At 61.4% G+C, this 19,008-nt stretch carries 13 protein-coding genes; all 13 read left to right on the top strand.

Going from position 1 to position 19,008, the window contains the following annotated elements; genetic code table 11:
• Positions 1–34: 34 nt before the first annotated feature.
• Positions 35–3,175, top strand: coding sequence for a non-ribosomal peptide synthetase (locus tag GJ700_RS11845; RefSeq protein ID WP_154373902.1), 3,141 nt, complete (start codon positions 35–37; stop codon positions 3,173–3,175).
• Positions 3,172–5,784, top strand: a complete 2,613-nt coding sequence (locus GJ700_RS11840) for a lantibiotic dehydratase (RefSeq protein ID WP_154373900.1) — start codon at positions 3,172–3,174, stop codon at positions 5,782–5,784. Before GJ700_RS11845 ends, GJ700_RS11840 begins: the two co-directional genes overlap by 4 nt.
• Positions 5,777–6,610, top strand: coding sequence for a 4'-phosphopantetheinyl transferase family protein (locus GJ700_RS11835; protein WP_195763866.1), 834 nt, complete (start codon positions 5,777–5,779; stop codon positions 6,608–6,610). The genes GJ700_RS11840 and GJ700_RS11835 overlap by 8 nt, the downstream gene beginning before the upstream one ends.
• Positions 6,591–7,919, top strand: coding sequence for an MFS transporter (locus GJ700_RS11830; protein WP_154373896.1), 1,329 nt, complete (start codon positions 6,591–6,593; stop codon positions 7,917–7,919). The genes GJ700_RS11835 and GJ700_RS11830 overlap by 20 nt, the downstream gene beginning before the upstream one ends.
• Complete coding sequence (locus tag GJ700_RS11825; RefSeq protein ID WP_154373894.1) at positions 7,916–11,056, top strand: non-ribosomal peptide synthetase; 3,141 nt, start codon at positions 7,916–7,918, stop codon at positions 11,054–11,056. The genes GJ700_RS11830 and GJ700_RS11825 overlap by 4 nt, the downstream gene beginning before the upstream one ends.
• 304 nt (positions 11,057–11,360) lie before the next feature.
• The gene (locus GJ700_RS11820) at positions 11,361–11,876 is read left to right on the top strand and encodes a DUF1993 domain-containing protein (RefSeq protein ID WP_154373892.1); all 516 of its coding nucleotides are present in this window, start codon (positions 11,361–11,363) and stop codon (positions 11,874–11,876) included.
• A gap of 299 nt (positions 11,877–12,175) precedes the next feature.
• Positions 12,176–12,982 carry a 2OG-Fe(II)-dependent halogenase WelO5 family protein gene (locus GJ700_RS11815; RefSeq protein WP_154373891.1) on the top strand — a complete coding sequence of 269 codons (807 nt, stop codon included), beginning with the start codon at positions 12,176–12,178 and terminating at the stop codon, positions 12,980–12,982.
• Positions 12,983–13,070: 88 nt separating this feature from the next.
• Positions 13,071–14,219, top strand: a complete 1,149-nt coding sequence (locus GJ700_RS11810) for a 2-deoxy-scyllo-inosose synthase (RefSeq protein WP_195763865.1) — start codon at positions 13,071–13,073, stop codon at positions 14,217–14,219.
• Positions 14,220–14,231: 12 nt separating this feature from the next.
• Positions 14,232–14,954 (top strand): cupin domain-containing protein, encoded by a 723-nt coding sequence (locus tag GJ700_RS11805; RefSeq protein ID WP_154373886.1) that lies wholly within the window; start codon positions 14,232–14,234, stop codon positions 14,952–14,954.
• A complete protein-coding gene (locus GJ700_RS11800) occupies positions 14,951–15,751 on the top strand; it encodes an SDR family NAD(P)-dependent oxidoreductase (RefSeq protein WP_154373884.1) in 801 nt (266 codons plus the stop codon). Before GJ700_RS11805 ends, GJ700_RS11800 begins: the two co-directional genes overlap by 4 nt.
• Entirely contained in the window at positions 15,748–17,151 is a 1,404-nt protein-coding gene (locus tag GJ700_RS11795) for a glutamine synthetase family protein (protein ID WP_154373882.1), read from the top strand. Before GJ700_RS11800 ends, GJ700_RS11795 begins: the two co-directional genes overlap by 4 nt.
• Before the next feature lie 44 nt (positions 17,152–17,195).
• Complete coding sequence (locus tag GJ700_RS11790) at positions 17,196–17,480, top strand: acyl carrier protein (protein ID WP_154373880.1); 285 nt, start codon at positions 17,196–17,198, stop codon at positions 17,478–17,480.
• Positions 17,455–19,002, top strand: coding sequence for a class I adenylate-forming enzyme family protein (locus GJ700_RS11785; RefSeq protein WP_154373878.1), 1,548 nt, complete (start codon positions 17,455–17,457; stop codon positions 19,000–19,002). The genes GJ700_RS11790 and GJ700_RS11785 overlap by 26 nt, the downstream gene beginning before the upstream one ends.
• The last annotated feature ends 6 nt before the right edge of the window (positions 19,003–19,008 follow it).

Raw genomic sequence — 19,008 nt, 5'->3', positions numbered from 1 at the left:
GCCATTTTTTTCTGAGCGGACGGGAGGCTGGCCAATGAACGCAACAACAGAGCTGGCGGCAAGCCAGCACCGGTTTGCCCTGACCAGTGCCCAGCGGCGCATCTGGTATGCGGACAAGGCGGGCGGCGAATGCGGTGCGTACAATATTCCGATGGCCTGGCAGGTCACGGGGCCTTTGAACGAAGCGTTGCTGGAGCGGGCGCTGCAACTGCTGCTGCAACAGCATGACGCGCTGCGCACACGACTGATCGATACCGGTGAGGTACCGATGCAGTACATCCTGGCGCACGCCGACTTCGCGCTGCAGCGCGTGTCGGTCCCGGCCGACACCGATGCGATACAGGCGGCCATACGACGCGAAGCGCGCATGCCCTTCGAGCTGACATCGGAATTGCCGATTCGTGGCACCGTGCTGCAAATCGCTCCCGAGCAGACCGTTTTCCTGATGACGGTCCACCACCTGGTTGCCGATGGCTGGTCGATGGGCCTGCTGCTACGCGATTTGCGTGCCTTGTATGCGGCGTTGTTGCATGACGCCGAGCCAAGGCTGCCCGCACTGCCGTTGCGCTACGCCGACTATTTGGCACAGCAGGAACAGACACCGGAAACGGACGACAGCAACGGCCGCGCGTATTGGACTTCGCTGCTGCGGGAAGCGCCGCCGCTGCTGTTGCCGACGGATTTCCGCCGCTCCGACCAGGTGCAGTCCGGCGGCGACTGTCACCATTTCGACCTGGACGCTCAACTGGTCGAAGGATTGCGTGCCCTGGCCACCGCGCAGCGCGTCACCCTGTTTGCCATATTGGCCAGTTGCATGCAGGTGCAGTTGCACCGCTATACGGGACAAAGCGATGTCTGTCTCGGCTACCCTGCGGCGAACCGCGGCCAGCGCCGGACGCAGCGCCTCGTCGGCTGCTTCATCAATACGCTCGTCTTGCGCAGCGAGCTGAAGCCGCAGGACATCTTCAGTACCCAACTGCAAAAGATAGCGGCCGACATTGCCGCTGGCCGCCAGCATGAGGGGGGCGACCTGTTGCCGCTGATGGCAAAATCTCCCGTGCGCGCGCTGTTGAATTTTAATCCGTACGATCAGCCTTCGTGGGAGCTGGAGGGGGTACAGGTGCAGACCATGCGCCGGGTCTCGACTGCCGCCGCTTTCGACATGGCGCTGATTGTTTCGGACAATGCGGGCGCCATGCGCGCGCGGCTCGAATACCATACCGGCTTGTTCGATGCGCGCACGGCGGCACAGTTTGCCGCGCATTATTGCAACGTGCTGCGCGCGATTCTGGCAGAGCCGGACGCTGAGATCGGCGCATTGCCCTTGCTCGACAAGGCGCAGGCCCGGCGCCTGCTGGTCGACTGGAACGGCGCCCCGGCGGCGGACGCCGCCTGTCCCGACATCTATCGCCTGTTCGAAGCCCACGCCCTGGCCAGGCCGGATGCGCCTGCCATTCTCGGTGGCAGCGATCCCCTGACTTATGCGCAGTTACATCGCCAGGTGGAAGCCATGGCCGGGCAGTTGACAGCAGCCGGCGCCGGACCGGAACGGATGATTGCGGTGCTGCTGGAGCGCGCTCAGGTCAATATCGTGGTCTTGCTCGCTGTGTTGAAAACCGGCGCCGTTTATGTACCGCTGGACCCGGCAGTGCCGGACGCGCGCCTGACCGGTATGCTGGACGAAGTGGCGCCGACCGTGCTGCTCACCCAGCGTGCCCAGCAGCACAGGCTGTCCGCCTATACAGGCCGGTTATTGCTGCTGGATGGTCCGGCCGCCGGCGCGCCGGCCGTACTGCCGCCGGTCCGCCCGATGATTCACCCGCAGCAACTGGCCTATTGCATCTTCACGTCAGGATCGACCGGCAAACCCAAGGCTGTCATGGTGCCGTATGGCGCGTTGGCCGATCACCTTCGCACGTGCATCGCGACTTATGACGTCACGGCGGCGGATCGCGCCTTGCAGTTTGCCTCGACCAGTTTCGATACGTCGATCGAACAGATGCTCGTGCCGCTGTGCGCCGGCGCCTCCTTGCTGATACGCCCCGAGCAGGTATGGTCGCCCATGGAACTGACGCGGGAACTCAACGAGCATGCGATCACGATTGCAGATATCCCAACGTCGTATTGGCATGCGTATGCCGGCGGGGAAGGGGGCGGACTCGCCGTCCCCTCGTTGCGCCTGTTACTGACTGGCGGCGAACCGGCGCTTGCCGCGCGCAGCGTTGTCCTCAACAACGGCGTACGTGCCCTGAATGCTTACGGTCCCACCGAAGCCACGGTCACTTGTACGCTGGGCGCGCTGGTGAACGTACGCTTTGGCAGCAGCCCCTTCGTGCCGATCGGGCGCCCGCTAGCCAATACCCGTGTCTACATCCTCGATGCGGCGCTGCAGTTGGTGCCTGCCGGTGTGGAGGGGGAAATCCACATTGCCGGCCCACGCCTGGCGCGTGGCTATCTGGCCCGGCCGGAGCTCACTGCTGCGCAGTTCATACCCGATCCGTTCGGCGCGCCGGGCTCGCGCATGTACCGCACTGGCGACGTCGGGCGCCACTTGCCGGACGGTAGTATCGAGTTCCTTGGCCGAAAGGACCAGCAGGTCAAGGTGCGCGGTTTCCGCATCGAGCTGGGTGAAGTGGAGGGCGCCCTGCTGCAGTGCCCAGGCGTGCTGCAGGCTGCGCTGTGTGTCGAGCGTAACGACGCCGGTGACAACGAGCTGGTGGCGTTTGTCGCAGGCGATGTCCCGGCATTGTCCGCGGCCGGGTTGCGCCGCCATGTACAAGGCCTGCTGCCACACTACATGATTCCCTCAGTATTCACATTCATCGATTCCCTGCCGTTGACGAGCAATGGCAAGGTCGATCGCAAGGCCCTGCTGGCGATGCCGCGCCAGGCGCCAGGGCGCACCGCGCCACCGGTGCAGGCCGGCATCGGTCCTGACGACAAGGTATTGGCTGGCGTGCTGGCCATCGCCGCGCACATCGCCGGCGCCAATGATTTGCAGCTGGACGAAGATTTGATCGCCAGCCGAGGTTTTCATTCGATGCAGTGGGTACGTATGGTCGCCCAGTGCAATATTGAGTTTAGCTGCCGACTGTCGGTACGGGACGTTGTGAAGGCCCGTACGGTGGATGGCATCGCCAGCCGGATTCGCCCCTATTACCAGCCCAAGCAATGACTCCTTCTATCCAGCACAACTACAATGAGCAAAGCATGCACTGCCCGCCGGCCTTGGTTTCATCCGCGCCGCCGCAGTGGCCGGTCCACCTGACGCGAAGCAGTGAGGGCGGGTGGTGTTGGTGGCGTGATGCAGTGCTGCGCAGTGCAGGGTTTCCGGCCGAGATGATTCTCTCGCTGTCGGATGCACCGCTTGCCGCCTGCGCCCGACAGCTAACCGCGGCACGTGCCGCCCTGGAACAAGCGTGCCAGGAGGCTCTGGCCCATGTCTCGCAGCGGGTGGCGCAACAGCGCGCAGGCGCGGCGGATGCTGAACAGCTACGCGCCCTGGGCCGCGCCAACAAGGTACTGCGGCGGCGTGAGCCGGCGTCCTTCCTGCTCGATTTGTTGCCGCGCGATCTGTACGAACGCGTATGCCTGCGCGCTGCCGAACATGGCGAGATGAGCGCCGGCTTTGTGCAGCAATATGCCGCCGCGTTGGAACGTCAGAGCAAGGCCTTGGCCGCGGTCGCCGCCGATCCTCTGTTCCGCCAGGCCGTAACCTGGCAAAACCACGCGGCAATCGACATGGTGCTCGACCCATTGATGCGTCAGGACAGCATGCCCGGCTCCAAGCGCAAGCAGCGTGAAGCCCTGGTGGCCAACTACCTGCAGCGCTACAGCCTGAAGAACGACACGATTGGATTCTTCGGCCCCATGGCGTGGGTGCGCGTGGGCGAGGCGGCGTCGCAGTTCGAGGCTGGCCAGAATTTTATCCGGCGCCGAACCGTGCGTTTCGAGGATTGGGCGGTGTCCACGCTGGCCGAGCGCTTCGCCGCGCAGGACGATGTGCTTCCGTCCCTGATTCCGCGCCGCCATCCGTTCATCCGTCTGGAAGGGCGGCAAATCGTGCTGCCAGGTGGGGCGCGGGTCGAATTGCCGCAGCCCCAGTTCCTGGTCCTGGCCGCATGCGATGGCGTGCGTACCGTCGGCGCCATCGTTCGTGGTTTGCTGGCCAATCCCTTTTCGCCGTTCGCCGGAGAGGCCCAGATCCATGCGCTGGTGCGTCAGCTGGAGCGGGAAGAACGCATTGCGCTGACGTTTCCCGTTTCCAGCTGTTCCCCGCAGCCGGAGCTGGGATTGCGCCAGCATTTGCAGCAGATAGAGAACAGCACTGCCCGTGAACGCACCACGCAGCAGTTGGACCGCCTGGTGGCCGCCCGCGACGATATCGCCCACGCCGCCGGCGACGAGACGCTGCTCAAGACCCGCATGGCGGCGCTGGACGCGGTATTTCTCGAATTGACCGGCGCAGCGGGACGGCGGCGTCCGGGCGAAGTGTATGGCGGCCGCGCCCTGGTGTATGAGGATTGTCACCGCGATACCACCCTGGCCTTGAGCGCACAGGCCATCGAAGAGCTGAGGCGCCCGCTGGATCTGATCGTGACCAGCGCCCGTTGGCTTACTTGCGAAGCGGCCAACAGTTTTCATGGTGAATTCCTGGCACTCTTCGAGCAGATGGCGTGCGCCGGTGGGGTTGACAAGGTGCCGTTCTGCGACCTGTGGCTGCAGATACAGACACTGCTGTTCAATGATCACGCGCCGATTGCAGTTCTTGCCGCAACGCTGCGCGAACGCTGGCAGGCATTGCTGCAACCCTATCTTGCATCGGGCGAGCGCCAGGTCAGCTTGCGTTCGCAAGACATCGCCAAGGAAGTCAAGGCGGCATTTCCATCGTCTTGCGCCGGCTGGAACCTGGCCCGCTACCAATGCCCTGACTTGATGTTCTGCGCTCCGGACGCCGCGGCTTTACTGGCCGGCGACTTCCTGGCCGTCATGGGCGAGGTTCATCTGGGCGGCAATACTGTCGTTACCAATCTGTTCGTGTCGCAGCATCCGGACGAAGCGGCGCTGCTTGACGCCATGCGCAGTGACCTCGGCCATCCCTATGTCTTGCCCAAGCTGAGCCCGGCCGCTTCGAATACACCGATCCGTACCCAATGGATCGACGACCCGCAGGGCAGTACCGAAGTGCTGTTCTCGAGCGGCCTGGTGCCGGCCAATAGCGCGACCGCCGTTCCGATCAGCGAGCTTCTGGTGGAGCTGGTCGATGGCCGCCTGATGGCACGCAGGATTGGCCACGACTGGCAGGCGGAATTGCTTGATGTGCTGGGCGACTTCCTGTCGCTGTCGGTGATGAATCGTTTTGGCCTGTTGAAGAAGGGCGCCCGCACGCCGCGTATCACCATCGACAAGCTCGTCGTGCAGCGGGAAGCCTGGCAGTTCGCTCGTGCGGACATCGCGGCGATCCTGGACGACGACGAGGCGCGGAGTTTCCTGGCCATGCAATCCTGGGCCGACAGCCATCAGATGCCGCACGCCGTCTTTGCCAAGGTTCCATGGGAAGACAAGCCATTCTTCGTCGACTTCACCAGTCCTGTCTTCGTGCGGCAATTTGCCAAGCAGATCCGCCGCGCCGAAGAGCTGGGGCGCGATGCCGGCGAAACCGTGGCGCTGAGCGAAATGTTGCCCGCGTTCGAACACCTGTGGCTCAACGATGGCAGCCAGCGCATGTTTACCAGCGAACTGCGGATCGTCTGCATGCACAAGGACGATGTCTGCCATGCTTGACCTGGCACCGGCCAAATCGGCGTACCCGGCTGTCCGGCGGATCACGCCGCAGCCAATGGCGCGCCGGCTGCACACTCGCCTGCCTGCTGCGGCGGAAGCGGTCTCCGGGCTGATGCGGCCGGATGCCCAACCACTTGGCGCCGGATGGCGCCAGGTGACGGTACAACTGGCCGACCTGGAGCATGTGCTGCAAGGACACGACCTGACGCCGCTTACCCCCGAACTCGGCGCCTGCGTCAGGCGGCGTCAACTGACGTTCCTTGCGGGACGCCTGTGTGCCGAGGCCGCCATGGCCAGCGCAGGTGGCGCGGCTGCCTGGGTCGCGCGCGGCCTCGCCGGGCAACCCGTGTGGCCAGTCGGCTGGTGCGGGTCGATTTCCCATAATGAGGACAGGGCGCTGGCGATCGTTGCCCCGCAAGACCAGCAATGGTCGGTTGGCGTGGACGTCGAAACCATCGTGATGGGCGATGCGCGCACGGCTGTTGAGTCGGTGTGCCTTACCGCTCGTGAACTGGCTTCGCTCGCCTTGTCCACGGCGCCCGGGATCGCGGCGACGTTGCGCTTCAGCGCAAAGGAAGCCTACTACAAGGCGTTGTATCCGCACCATGGCCGCCATGTGGACTTTCTCGAAGTGGAAGTCGCGCACAGTGACGGTCAGCAGGGCGTATTTCAAATCGGCCCGGCGGCCGCAGGGGAAACGTGCCGGCCCACGCTGCCATTGGCGCGTGGCCATTATGCGGTGCGGGACACACAGCTGATCACCTGGGTATGCCTCTCGTTGCCCGTATTTCTCAAGCAAGGTTACGATGACCACCCACAACACTGACGAGATGGACGATACAGTGCCGGGCGGGGTCGCCACCCTGATTGTCACGCGCGGCTTGAGTTCGATCGGTGCAACGATGTTTTCGTTCGGCCTGGATATATGGATTTACCGCAAGACCGGCTCATACGCCGTGTTCGCTTACTTTGCGGTCCTGATCGCCCTGCCGAATCTGGTGTTGGCGCCAATCGCCGGCGCGCTGGTCGACCGGTACAACAAGAAGACCATATTGATGGCCTGCGAACTGGTTTCAATCGTGGCCATCTTGCTGGTGGCGTTGCAGCATGGGCGCGGTGTGCTCGATCTGTACACGGTGGCGGTGGCCATCTTCATGCTGTCGGTAGTGGGTTCCGTGCGGTGGATTGCCATGGGGGTAGCGATTTCACTTCTGGTGCCGCCGCGCGCACGGGATCGCGTCAACACCTTGCAACAATCGTTTGAAGGCGGCGTCATGCTCACCGGCCCATTGCTGGGAACGGCTGTGTTGACTTATTTCGGCCTGGACACGGTAATTGCTGCCGACCTGGCCAGCTCGCTGCTGGCCGCCGCGTCGCTCGCTTTCATTGCCGCGGAGCGCTTCCATCTCAAGGAGGCGCAGGCGAAGCCAAGACGTCATTTCTGGAGCGAGGTCACGTTCGGTTGCCGCTGGATTTGGGGCGAACCCGTGCTGCGCCGGCTGCTCCTGTTCATTGTCGGTTATAACTTTGCCGCCGGCCTGTTCACGACCACCTCAACCCCTTATCTGCTGTCGTTCACCAGCGACAAGATGCTGGGCGCTTCCCTGGCCTTCGAAGGGGGCGGCGCGTTGCTGGTGGGCGGGTTGCTGGCACGTTGGGGGCGGCTGTTGTCGCCGGAACGCCGCGTGGTGCTGGCTGCCGCTTCGTTCGGTCTCCTCATGCTGGCGTGGGGGCTGGCCCGGCGGGACACGCTGGTTCTCGTTCTCAGCATGGCGGCCGGCGTGCTGACCACGATGCTGATCGCGGCGCTGCAAACGACCTGGCAAAACCGGGTGCCGGTGGCGATACAGGGCAAGGTGTTTGCCACGCGCCGTATGGTGTCGAACGCATTATTGCCATTGTCCATACTCATTTCCGTACCCGTGTCGGAGCGCATGTTCATGCCCTTGCTGCAATCCTGGCCCGGGGCTGACGCACTGTGGGGGAGCGGGCAGACGGGGGCGCTGGGCATGATGCTGTCCATCGTTGGCGTGGCGCTGTTCGTGGGCTGCTACTTCTATCACCGGCACGGGGGCTTGTACCCGGTGCGTCATGACAAGCGCATTAGCAATCTCAAATCGAAAGAATCCATATGATGAGCAATAAGATGCCGATGACAATCGGCCAGCAAGGTTTGTGGTATCTCAGCCAGATCGATGCCAGCGTGAACGCAGCGTACAACGTCGTATTGGCGCTTGAGACTGCGCAGGCACTCGATCCCTCGCTGCTGGCGCAAGCATTCAATACGGTTGTGGCGCTGCATCCGCAGCTGTGCGCACGGATTGTGGTGGCCGACTTTGTTCCGGCCCTGGAATCGCAGCAAGGCGCGGCTGTTCCCCTGCGCCAGGTCAGCGGCGCGCTGGTTGAGGTTGCGCAGGCCGAGAGTCACACCCCCTTTGATCTGAACCGCGCACCGTTGTGCCGGGCGACACTGGTCGACGGGGCTGGCGCGGCCCGCCATGGCCTGGTCATCAGCATTCCCCACGTTGTATTTGACGGGCCCTCGGTTACCGTATTGCTGGACCAGCTGTCCAGCGCGTATACAGCCCTGGCCCGCGGCGCTGAACCGGCATGGGAAAGGCCGGCATGGGGCAGCCAGGAGCAGATCGCAGTCGAGAACGCCTACTTGGCCAGCGAAGCGGGGCAAACACGCCTCCACGAAGCGGTGGAGCAACTGCTGGCTTTACCGGCCGCGCCAGTTTTCCCCATGCGGGCTCAAGCCCAGTCGGGGCATGCGTTTCTCGCCAGCACGATTGAGACGACATTGCCGGCGGAGTTAGGTGCGCGCGTGCGGGCCTATGCGCAAGCCGAGGCGCTTAGCCCGGCCGCCGTGTATCTGGGCGCGCTGCAGATCCTGCTTTGGCAGCACAGCGGCCGCCGGGAATTCGGCATCAGCCTGCCGGTCAGCTGCCGTGATACCGAGGCGGCCCAGGGCGCTGTCGGATACTTTACCAACTTTGCCGTGTTGCGCGCACGGTTGGACGGCGGGGCGACCGCCTTGTCCGTGCTGGAAGCCGCCGCTGACGAATTGTTCGCTGTGCTCGACAGTCGTCATCTGCCATACCCCGAACTGGTGCGGGCTTACAAGATGCGGGGCGGCGAGCCGCTCAGTGGCGATGGCATGGTCGGCTTCAACTACCAGCGCATTGAACGCACCAGCTGGAGCTTTGGCGGCGTCCTTGCCCATAGCATTGTCGTACCGCCTCACTTTACCAAGGACCGGTTGAAATTCGAGGTGGAAGACGGCACACATGGCGTACGCTGCGCGCTCGACTTCGACCGGGATGCCTTCGCGCCTGAATTCCTGCAAGCGGCGTTGGCGCGTTATGCTGACTTGCTGAACGCCATGCTGGCCCACCATGACGCCACGCTGAATGAGTTGCCGCGTCACTCTCCGGCAGAATTGCAGCGCCTGCTGAACGATTGGAATGGGGCGGCGCCCGTCAATGCCATGGCGGTGACGACCTTGTTCGAAGCCCGCGTGCGGCAAGCGCCCGACAGCGTGGCCGTGGTGGCCGGCGCCGTTCAACTGAGCTACCGGCAATTGAATCAGCGGGCCAATCGGCTGGCGCACCAGTTGCGCGCCGCCGGCGCCCGCTCCGACAGTGTAATCGGCGTGTGTGTTGAGCGTGGCGCCGGCGCCGTGGTCGCGCTACTGGCCGTGCTGAAGTCCGGTGCTGCTTATCTGCCGCTGGACCCGGCGTATCCTGCAGCACGCCGCGAATACATGCTGCGCGACGCAGGCTGCAGCGTCCTGGTGACGCAAGCGTCCCTGCAGGCACAGCTGGCCATGGACGGCATCACGCCGCTTACCATCGATTCGCTGAGCGCAGCCATTCCGGATGAGGACGTGACAGATTTGGCGCCGATCGGCCATGGCGACAATATCGCCTATTGCATTTACACGTCTGGTTCGACCGGTACGCCGAAAGGCGTTGCCGTGCCGGTAGCCGCGCTCAGCGCGCACATACAAACCTGTATTGCTCTGTATCAGTTGGAGCCTGCGGATCGGGTGTTGCAATTTGCCGCGACCAGTTTTGACGCATCGATCGAGCAAATGCTGGCGCCTCTGTGCGCGGGCGCCACCCTGGTCGTGCGGGAGGCTGAGCTGTGGTCACCGCAAGAACTGCTGCAAGTGATACGCCAGCAGGCGCTGACGGTTGCCGACATTCCAGCGGTGTATTGGCATCATTATGCGACGACGAACGACCTGGATGGCGGCGTCGGCGCGTTGCGCCTCATGATCGTCGGCGGCGAGCCGATCAAAACATCCAGCTATCCCGCCGCCGTCAACGGCATTCGTGTGCTCAACGCCTATGGCCCGACCGAGGCGGCCATCACCGCCAGCGTGGGGGAGTTGACCGCCGCCGCATGCAGCCAAAGCGGCCAGTATGCCCCCATCGGCCGCCCGCTCGACGGCACCCGCATCTACGTGCTGGATGACGCCTTGCAACTGGTACCGACAGGCGTGATTGGCGAGCTTTGCATTGCCGGGCCCCGCCTGGCGCGCGGTTACTTGAATCGCCCGGATTTGACGGCCGCCAGCTTCGTGCCCGATGCGTTCGGTCAGCCTGGTACCCGTATGTACCGCACGGGAGACCTGGGACGTCATTTGCCGGACGGAACACTGCAATTCATCGGACGCCGTGACCAGCAAGTCAAGCTGCGCGGTTTCCGGATCGAGCTGGGCGAGGTCGAGAACGCCTTGCTGGCTTGTGCCGGCGTTCGGGAAGCCGTTGTGCTGGCGGTCGACGACGAGCACGACAACAAGCAGCTGGTCGCCTACCTGGCATGTGACGGCGGCCCGGCGGCCGCGACGGCGTTGCAACAGCAACTTGCTGCCCGGTTGCCGGCGTATATGGTGCCGACAGCATGGCTCTTCCTCAATAGCCTGCCGCTCATGGCCAGCGGCAAGGTTGATCGCAAGCTGCTGCCGAAACCTGAGAAACGCGCAGAGGACATCGCGCCGGACTATGTGGCGCCGCGGACTGCGCTGGAACAGGATGTGGCGGCGGTGTGGACGGAAGTGCTGAAGGTGGCGCGGGTCAGTGTCGACGACAACTTCTTTGTTTTGGGTGGCCACTCCTTGCTGGCAACGCAAATCATCGCCCGCGTTGCGGAAAAACTCGGTGTCAAACTGCCCCTGCGTACCTTGTTGGAAGCCCCGACAGTCGCGGGCCTCGCCCACCGCATCGAGCAAATGTCGCAAAAACTCAACGCAGCCAAAAAATAGATCCGCACTGTAACGGGTAATTACTTTCGCCATACAGAGGTGGGAGCGGAAGAGTGGCGGGCTTTATTACAATAATTTACAAATGTCTAATTTTTGCATGGCTTGACAGAAATAAAATATTATTGAATAATAAATTTTTATTTGAAAGTAATTTTTATATTTCCGTTGCTGGGTCGTTACTAAGCATCGGTTAATTTGAATGATGTGGCAGCCAGTAATTTAGAAGCGGAATTGGGATGTGAAATTGCATCCCAATACTATGTACAGGTGGATTAATTTTTTAATCATTGGAAAAGAAGAGATTATGAGTATTTCGATGTACCAGTCGTCGGTTCCGGTCATGCTTCGTATGCTGGAGAATTTACGCGGTCTGCTGTATAAGGCTGCGGAATACGCGGAAACAAAAAACTTCGATGTCTCCGTGCTTATCAACGGCCGCCTGGCGCCGGATATGTATCCTTTTTGCAGGCGTGTGCAAGTTGCCACGGATATGGCCAAGGGCGGGGCTGCCCGCCTCTCTGGCATCGAGCCTCCGGTGTATGAGGATAACGAAGCAACTATCTCCGAGTTGCTGGCAAGGATAGACAAGACGGTCGCCTACCTGAAAACGTTCCAGCCCGAGCAGATCGATGGCAGCGAGAACCGGCCCGTCGTCTCGAAAACCCGTCATGGCACGATGCACTTCGACGGTGGCCAGCAATATCTGCTGAACTACGTATTGCCAAATTTTTATTTCCAAATCTCGACCGCCTATCTGATATTGCGCCATAACGGTGTCAATATCGGGCTCGATGATTATCTTGGTTCTCTGCCAGCCTGATAGGTATTGAGTGGTCCCGCCCGGTTTTAGTTATTAATCCGGGCAAGCCGGACAACTCGGACAATTCGGAACTTCATTCAATGCACACGCTCTGGTGGCGATACGCTTCCAGTGCGGTGTATGAATAGTTACGCCTATCGTAATTGTATTCGCTGTTAATCGCTCATGCCGGAGTGCCAAGGAGGCTCGCTAAAGTTTTTCACCAGGACTATGCGAGCGAAATTGCGATGGAAACGCATCCCATCCATGACACACCGGCAGCTTGATCTGTCTATAACTGAAAATTAGGGAGAAAGTCGATGAATTCTGGTTGGGACCCGGTCGTATACGACGTGACTGACAAAAACCTGGCGGACCTGCAACTCTTGCGGAAACTGATCACCGGAGACCATCCGGTGGTGGTTCTGCGCGGGCTGCTGGAGAAGGAAAAACTGAACGATGGACTGGCACGGATCAACGAGCTGTACGAGAACGCAAAAGTAACCCCGTATGTCAATGGCTCGTTGACGCTGATCGGAACCTTTCTCGTCAAGTACCTGCACGACGTCGACCAATACTTTGCCGCGGCGAAGGAGGCGGACGAACGGGCGGCGGCCGCCGGCCTCGACCTCGCCGCATACGTGCGGAACAAGCTGCGCACCGTTCTCGGCCTGAACAGTTTCGAGGTGGCGTCGGAGCCGGATGGCCGACGGTATGCAAGCTCCAATGTCCGCATCTGCAAGAACTCGATCGACACTCCCCTGCACAACGACAACATCATGCGTGATGGCGCCGGGCACAACATCGTCCTTGCTGATCTCAAGCATCAGTTGAGCTGCGTGGTTTGCCTGCAAGGTCCAAAAGAGGGCGGTGAGCTGAGCATTTACCGCAAACCTTGGGAGCCGGCAGATGAAGTCTACAAAATTTCCGCAGGACTCGGATATGAGCTGGGCGTCGTGGAGGGCAGGGACCACTGCCAATTCAGGCCGCAAAGCGGCGACGTGTACTTGCTCAATCCCACCAACCACCATGCGGTGGAACGGGTATACGGCCATGACCGGATCACGTTGGGCTTCTTCTTTGGGTTCTTCAATGATCAGCTCAAAGATGGCGTGACCTGGGTTTGACAGGTGCGATCCCACAATCGGGATCGACAGCTTGTTTTCCAGCTTTCTCATATCGCGGTTGTGAAAAATGTCCGAAAAGGAAAGAACGATGTATCCCCCATCTGTAAAAGATTATTTGAATCATCGAAAGGTGCGCTTCGGTGACGTGACCTATGACTATTACGTCACCCTTGGCAACAGCGCCTTGCAAAGCGTTTATCAACGCCTCAAGGATCTGGACGCGGACCGCTTTGTCATCGTCGCGGACCAGGGCCTGACCCCGGCGGCGATCAGGGAAATCGAGCATCATTTCAGGGAATTTGCGCCGACCGTCGTGCTCGCGGCGCAAGCCTGCGAGAAGGACAAATCGCTGGGCACCATTGATGAGCTGGCCGAAAGGGCGATACAAAGCGGCGTCACCAGGCGTTCCGTGGTGGTCGCCCTCGGCGGCGGTATCGTGGGCAATGTCGCCGGTTTGCTTGCCGGACTGCTGTTCCGCGGCATTCGCCTGATTCATGTGCCGACCACCCTGTTGAGCATGTCGGATTCGGTCCTGTCGCTCAAGCAGGCAGTCAATTCCCGGCTTGGCAAAAACCACCTCGGCGTGTTTCATCCGCCCATCCTGGTGTGGTCGCGGATCGAGTTCATGGACACCCTGCCGGTGGAGGAAATTCAGTCGGCCCTGTGCGAGATGATCAAGAACGTCCTGGCGATCTGTCCCGAACGGTACGACGAAATCGCCGCCAAACTCAGGCCTGACGGGCGCTATTCTGCCGCAGTCCTGGCTGATTTTATCGATTTATGCATCGAGGCCAAGGTCAAGGTGATGTGCGACGACCATCTGGAAAAGCAGGACGGCCTGGTCCTCGAATATGGCCATACCATTGGGCACGCTGCCGAACTGCTGAGCGAGGGCAAGCTGCGGCACGGTTTCGCGATCGGGGTCGGCATGCTGGCCGCCGCACGCATTTCCAGGCTGCTGGGCTATCTCAGCGAGAGCGACGAAGCGGCCCATGCCGTGCTGTTGGAACGCAATGGCTCTCCCACCACCCTGCCAGCCTACCTGGACATCGAAGCGATCATGCACAAAGTCCGGTTCGACAATAAGCGCGGGTACGTGCGCAGCCGCGCCGGCTATTGCGACTTCGTTTTGCTCGACGGTTTGGGTCGGCCGCACTACGACGATAAAAAACTGATCACGTCGGTCGACGAGGACATCGTCCGGGCTGGTGTTTCACATGTCATGAGCCAAGTGTAAAGGAGCAATCTGATGGGTACTGTTGTGAATGGCGAACGCCGCCGGTTCGGGCCGATCTCGAATGACACGGCCGGGTTGGCGACCACGTTGGGTCAGATCGGCGGCGAAGGCGTCTGCCGCTGGAAGATGCTGATGAATGGCATGCATCTTGAAGGACATTGGAATTGCGTCGAGTACGTGGTCATCGAGCCGGGCGCGTCGATTGGCGAGCACGTGCATGTCCGCACCGAGGAGATCTACTACATCATTTCCGGCCAGGCGCTGATGAAGATTAATGGTGAAGTCATCCCTTGCTCCGCTGGCGACCTCATTACGGCGCCAATCGGCACCGCGCACGGGATCGAGAACCGGTCCGACGAAGAAGTACGCTTTTTTGTCGTGGAAGTCTTCCCTGGCGAAGGCGGCGGGCTCCAACCCGCACTCGTTCATTTGCCGGGCCTGGCCGCCAACAACGGCTCGACCGATGTCGATCTCAAACCATACTTCACCGGCGACTGGCGCCGTTTCCGGCTGTTGGAAATAGCGGCGCAGTCGCATGACGACGCCGTCACGACGAACTCGGAAGTGGTCCATGTATTGAACGGCAGCGCGTCGATCCACGTTTCGGACCAGTGGCACTATCAAGGCAAGGATGGTTTGTCGGTCGCCCTTCCTCCCGGCACTCAGCGGCGCATCAGCAATGCCGCCAGCAATGAGCCATTACGATTGATCATTACCGAAGTGGCGGCGGCATGAACCTCAATCTCAACGATAAAGTCGTCCTGATCACGGGCGCCGCAAGCGGCATCGGACTGGCGACCGCCCGCAGTTTCGCCGCCGAAGGCGCCAGGCTGTCGCTGGTCGACCGCGATGCCGAAGGATTGGCCAAAGCGAAAGAGGAACTCTCGGCCCATACCGAAGTCATGGTCACGGCCGCCGATCTCGCGGGAGCGGAAGGCGTGCGGCTCGCGGTCGAATCAACGCTGGAAACGTATGGCGGCGTCATCGACGTGTTGGTCAATAACGTCGGTCAATGCTTTGCGCGCCGGTTCGACGACCTGCGGGATGAAGACTGGCTGGCCACGTTCGAGATCAATTTCATGAGCGCCGTCCGGGCAATCCGGGCAACCCTGCCGGCGATGCGCCGCAATGGACGCGGCGTCATCATCACCAACGCGTCCGACCTTGCGCGCCAGCCGGAAGCCGCGCAGCCGGACTATCAGGTATCCAAGGCGGCACTGCTCAGTTTGACCAAGAGCCTGGCATTACATGAAGGGCCGGCTGTGCGCGTCAACGCCGTTGCTCCGGGACCGGTATGGACACCACTATGGACCAGGCCTGGCGGGTTTGCTGACACGCTGGGCACGGTCCACGGCCAGGACGCCAAAGCCGCGGTCGAATATGAGTTGAGCAAGCGCCAAATGCCATTGGGCCGGCTTGGCACACCGGAGGAGGTGGCTTCGGTGATTACGTTCATGGCCTCTGACGCTGCATCCTTCGTGACGGGAAGTATCTGGGGCGTGGATGGCGGAACCGTTCGAGGGCTGCTTTGATTGCGCAACCGTTCGGTGTCGATGACCCGATGGCGGCCGACTGTCTGGCCGGGTTGCCAAGCCATATACTCGACAAGATGGCGGCAAGCGATATCCAGCTGATCCGTTTCATCTGGGTCGATCACAATGGGATCAGCAGAGGGAAGGCCGTCAGCCGCCGGTACTTGAGCGAGCGCATCGTTTCAGGCATCGGCCTGGCGAAGTGCCGGCAGGCTGCCAATGCGTTTGACCGGATTGTACCGTTCGAAGGATACGGCGCCGTTGGCGAGGTCCGGATGATACCGGACCCCGATACGTTCATTACGCTGCCGCACGCTCCCGGGTCGGCGGCCATGCTGTGTGACCTGGTCGATCTCGGCGGCCAGGCCTGGGAGGCATGCCCGCGTCAATTCCTCAAGGATGCCATCAGCGCCGCCCGGGAAATGGGTTTCGACCCGGTCGCGGCATTCGAGCCGGAGTTCACGCTGTTCCGCAGCCAGCCGACGGCAAACGGCGCCGAACTGTTTGACGATAGCCTTTGCTTCGACAACGTCGGGTTTGATATCGCCAATGATTTCACGATCGGATTGACCAGGGCATTAATACAACAGGGCGTCGACGTCGAGATATATCACCCCGAGTTTGGCGCCGGTCAGCACGAACTCACTTGCCGCCATGCCGATGCGCTGAAAGCTGCGGACACCTACGTCTGGCAGCGCGCGATCACGCGCGGCATGGCAATGCGCGATGGTCACTGGGCATCGTTTGCGCCGATCCCCCAAAAAGGCTTTCGCGGCAATGGCAACCATGTCCACCTGTCGCTGTGGCGGGATGGCGTGAATGCTTTCCATGATCCGCACGACCAGTACGGTTTATCGCAGCTCGGCTATCACTTCATTGGCGGATTGCTGGCGCATGCGCCGGCCCTGACCGCATTGACCTGCCCCAGTGTCAACAGCTACCGGCGGCTACAGCCGGGAATGTGGTCCGGCGCATTCGCCAGCTACGGCCCGGACAATCGGGAGGCGGCCGTACGCATTCCTTCGGCTTTGCGGGGCAGGGCGGCTGCGTCGACCAACATCGAGTTCAAGCCCTGTGACAGCACGGCAAATCCTTATATCGCGCTGGGCGCCTTGTTGTTTGCCGGGCTCGATGGCATCCGCAATGGCATGGACCCGGGCGCGGCCTTGACGCAAGACCCGAACCGGCTGACGGGCGCAGAGTTGCGTATGCAGGGGATCCACACGTTACCGTCCAAGTTCGAGGAAGCATTGGAAATGCTGGACCACAGCGCGTTTTTCCGGTCCGTCCTTGGTCCGCTTCGTCACCTGCTGTATCTGAGCATCAAGAAATCTGACGTGCGGGAATTCCGGAGCCTGGATGAAAGCAAAGAGTTCCTGCATTACTCGACGCGATATTGACAAGGCGACGTCAGTTCACAATCAACATCTGAAGGGGAAAAATCGTGAAGCATCACAATTCAACCATTGGGGCGTCCATACAGGAAGTGCGCAATGAAATCCGCGAATATATTTGCGCCAGCTTCATGCGTTTGCGCCAGTCCAGCGACATCGCGGATACGGATGATTTGTTGGAGACCGGCATACTCGACTCGCTCGCGTTCACTGAGCTCATCGCCGAGTTGGAACACCGTTACGGCGCTGCCATACGGGCGACCGATGTGATACCTGAGAATTTCGGTTCAATTTCCGCGATCGCAGACTATGTACAACGTGCACGCACAATCTGAACTGGGTTCGCTCACCTGCGCCCTGCGGCGCAATGTGGCAGAACGGCCCGACCACCTTGCGATATGGACCAGCGGCCGATCGCTCAGCTATCGGGAATTCGAAGACCTTGCCCGAAGGTTTGCCGTTGGCCTGCTGGCGTCTGGCGTCGAACGTGGCGACCGGGTCGCGATCGCCTTGCCGAACGGGATCGAAGCCACCATCGCCATTTACGGCGTCCTGCTTGCCGGCGGCGCGTTTGTGCCATTAAATCCCACGATCAAGGCCGATAAACTTGCCGCGATCCTGGCAAACTGTGCCGCCTCGGCCCTCATCGGCACGGCATCGATTGCGGACATGCTTGCACCGGCCATGACTGCGCAGCCCGGCCTGCGCGTGATCGTCACCGGCAACGAAGTGCCCGGCAATATGCTGAGCTTTGACCGTTTGCTCGAGCAGGACGGTGCGATCGGGCCGGCGCCGCTGGCGGTGGATCTGGCCGCCATCATCTACACATCCGGCTCTACCGGAGTGCCCAAGGGCGTGACGATGACGCACCAGAATATGGTGTTCGCATCGTCCTCCATTTCCACGTACCTGCGGATGACGGCGGACGACCGTATCTTGTCGGTGCTGCCCTTGTCGTTCGATTATGGCCTGTATCAGCTGTTGCTTTGCGTGCATGTAGGCGCCAGCCTGTTTCTGGAGCCGGGCATCGGCTTCCCGGGGACACTGGTGCGCACGATTACGACGCACGGGATTACCGGGCTGCCCGGCGTTCCGACGCTGTTTCAAGTCCTGTTGTCGCTCCCCGCCCTCGACGAATACGACTGGAGTGCGCTGCGATTCCTCACCAACACGGGGGCCGCGCTACACCGCAGCACCATCCAGGCCCTGCGCACGTTGATGCCGGACGCCAGCCTGTACGCGATGTACGGCCAGACCGAATGCAAGCGTGTCTGCTACCTGCCGCCTGCCGAAATCGATCGAAAACCCGATTCTGTCGGCATTGCCATTCCTGGCACCGAAGTCTGGATCGAGGATGATACGGGCCGCCGGGTTGCACCGGGTGAAGTCGGTGAGCTGATGGTGCGGGGACCACATGTCATGCAAGGGTATTGGAACGATCCCGAACGCAGCGCCAAACGCCTGCGCCCCGGGCGCTGGCCTTGGGAGCGGATACTCGCCACAGGCGACCTGTTCCGGCAGGACGCCGAGGGATTTCTGTATTTCGTGGGCAGAAGTGACGAGATCATCAAATCGCGCGGGGAAAAGGTGTCGCCGCGCGAAGTCGAGGATCGCTTGCTGGAGGCGCCTGGCGTACTCGACGTGGCGGTTGTCGGGGTGCCTCATACCATTCTCGGTGATGCCGTATGGGCGCACGTGTCGCCCCGGCCAGGCATATCGCTCGATGCGCGCGGCTTGCAGCAGTTTTGCCAGGCGCGGCTCGAAAGCCATCTGGTTCCCTACAAAATTGTTATTCATGAGCAATTACCCAAGACTCCAAACGGAAAAATCGATAAGCGGGCACTGGCCGCTACCTAGCGCGAG

It is taken from the genome of Pseudoduganella rivuli (assembly GCF_009674485.1).
GTDB lineage: Bacteria > Pseudomonadota > Gammaproteobacteria > Burkholderiales > Burkholderiaceae_D > Rugamonas > Rugamonas rivuli_B.
This window is presented reverse-complemented; position numbering and strand designations above follow the sequence as displayed.

Bases quoted from the DNA above. Each gene is read 5' to 3' on its own strand.
- GJ700_RS11845 (WP_154373902.1), top strand. From the start codon at position 35: ATGAACGCAACAACAGAGCTGGCGGCAAGCCAGCACCGGTTTGCCCTG.
- GJ700_RS11800 (WP_154373884.1), top strand. From the start codon at position 14,951: ATGAACCTCAATCTCAACGATAAAGTCGTCCTGATCACGGGCGCCGCA.
- GJ700_RS11840 (WP_154373900.1), top strand. From the start codon at position 3,172: ATGACTCCTTCTATCCAGCACAACTACAATGAGCAAAGCATGCACTGC.
- GJ700_RS11805 (WP_154373886.1), top strand. From the start codon at position 14,232: ATGGGTACTGTTGTGAATGGCGAACGCCGCCGGTTCGGGCCGATCTCG.
- GJ700_RS11825 (WP_154373894.1), top strand. From the start codon at position 7,916: ATGATGAGCAATAAGATGCCGATGACAATCGGCCAGCAAGGTTTGTGG.
- GJ700_RS11810 (WP_195763865.1), top strand. From the start codon at position 13,071: ATGTATCCCCCATCTGTAAAAGATTATTTGAATCATCGAAAGGTGCGC.
- GJ700_RS11785 (WP_154373878.1), top strand. From the start codon at position 17,455: ATGTACAACGTGCACGCACAATCTGAACTGGGTTCGCTCACCTGCGCC.
- GJ700_RS11835 (WP_195763866.1), top strand. From the start codon at position 5,777: ATGCTTGACCTGGCACCGGCCAAATCGGCGTACCCGGCTGTCCGGCGG.
- GJ700_RS11820 (WP_154373892.1), top strand. From the start codon at position 11,361: ATGAGTATTTCGATGTACCAGTCGTCGGTTCCGGTCATGCTTCGTATG.
- GJ700_RS11815 (WP_154373891.1), top strand. From the start codon at position 12,176: ATGAATTCTGGTTGGGACCCGGTCGTATACGACGTGACTGACAAAAAC.
- GJ700_RS11830 (WP_154373896.1), top strand. From the start codon at position 6,591: ATGACCACCCACAACACTGACGAGATGGACGATACAGTGCCGGGCGGG.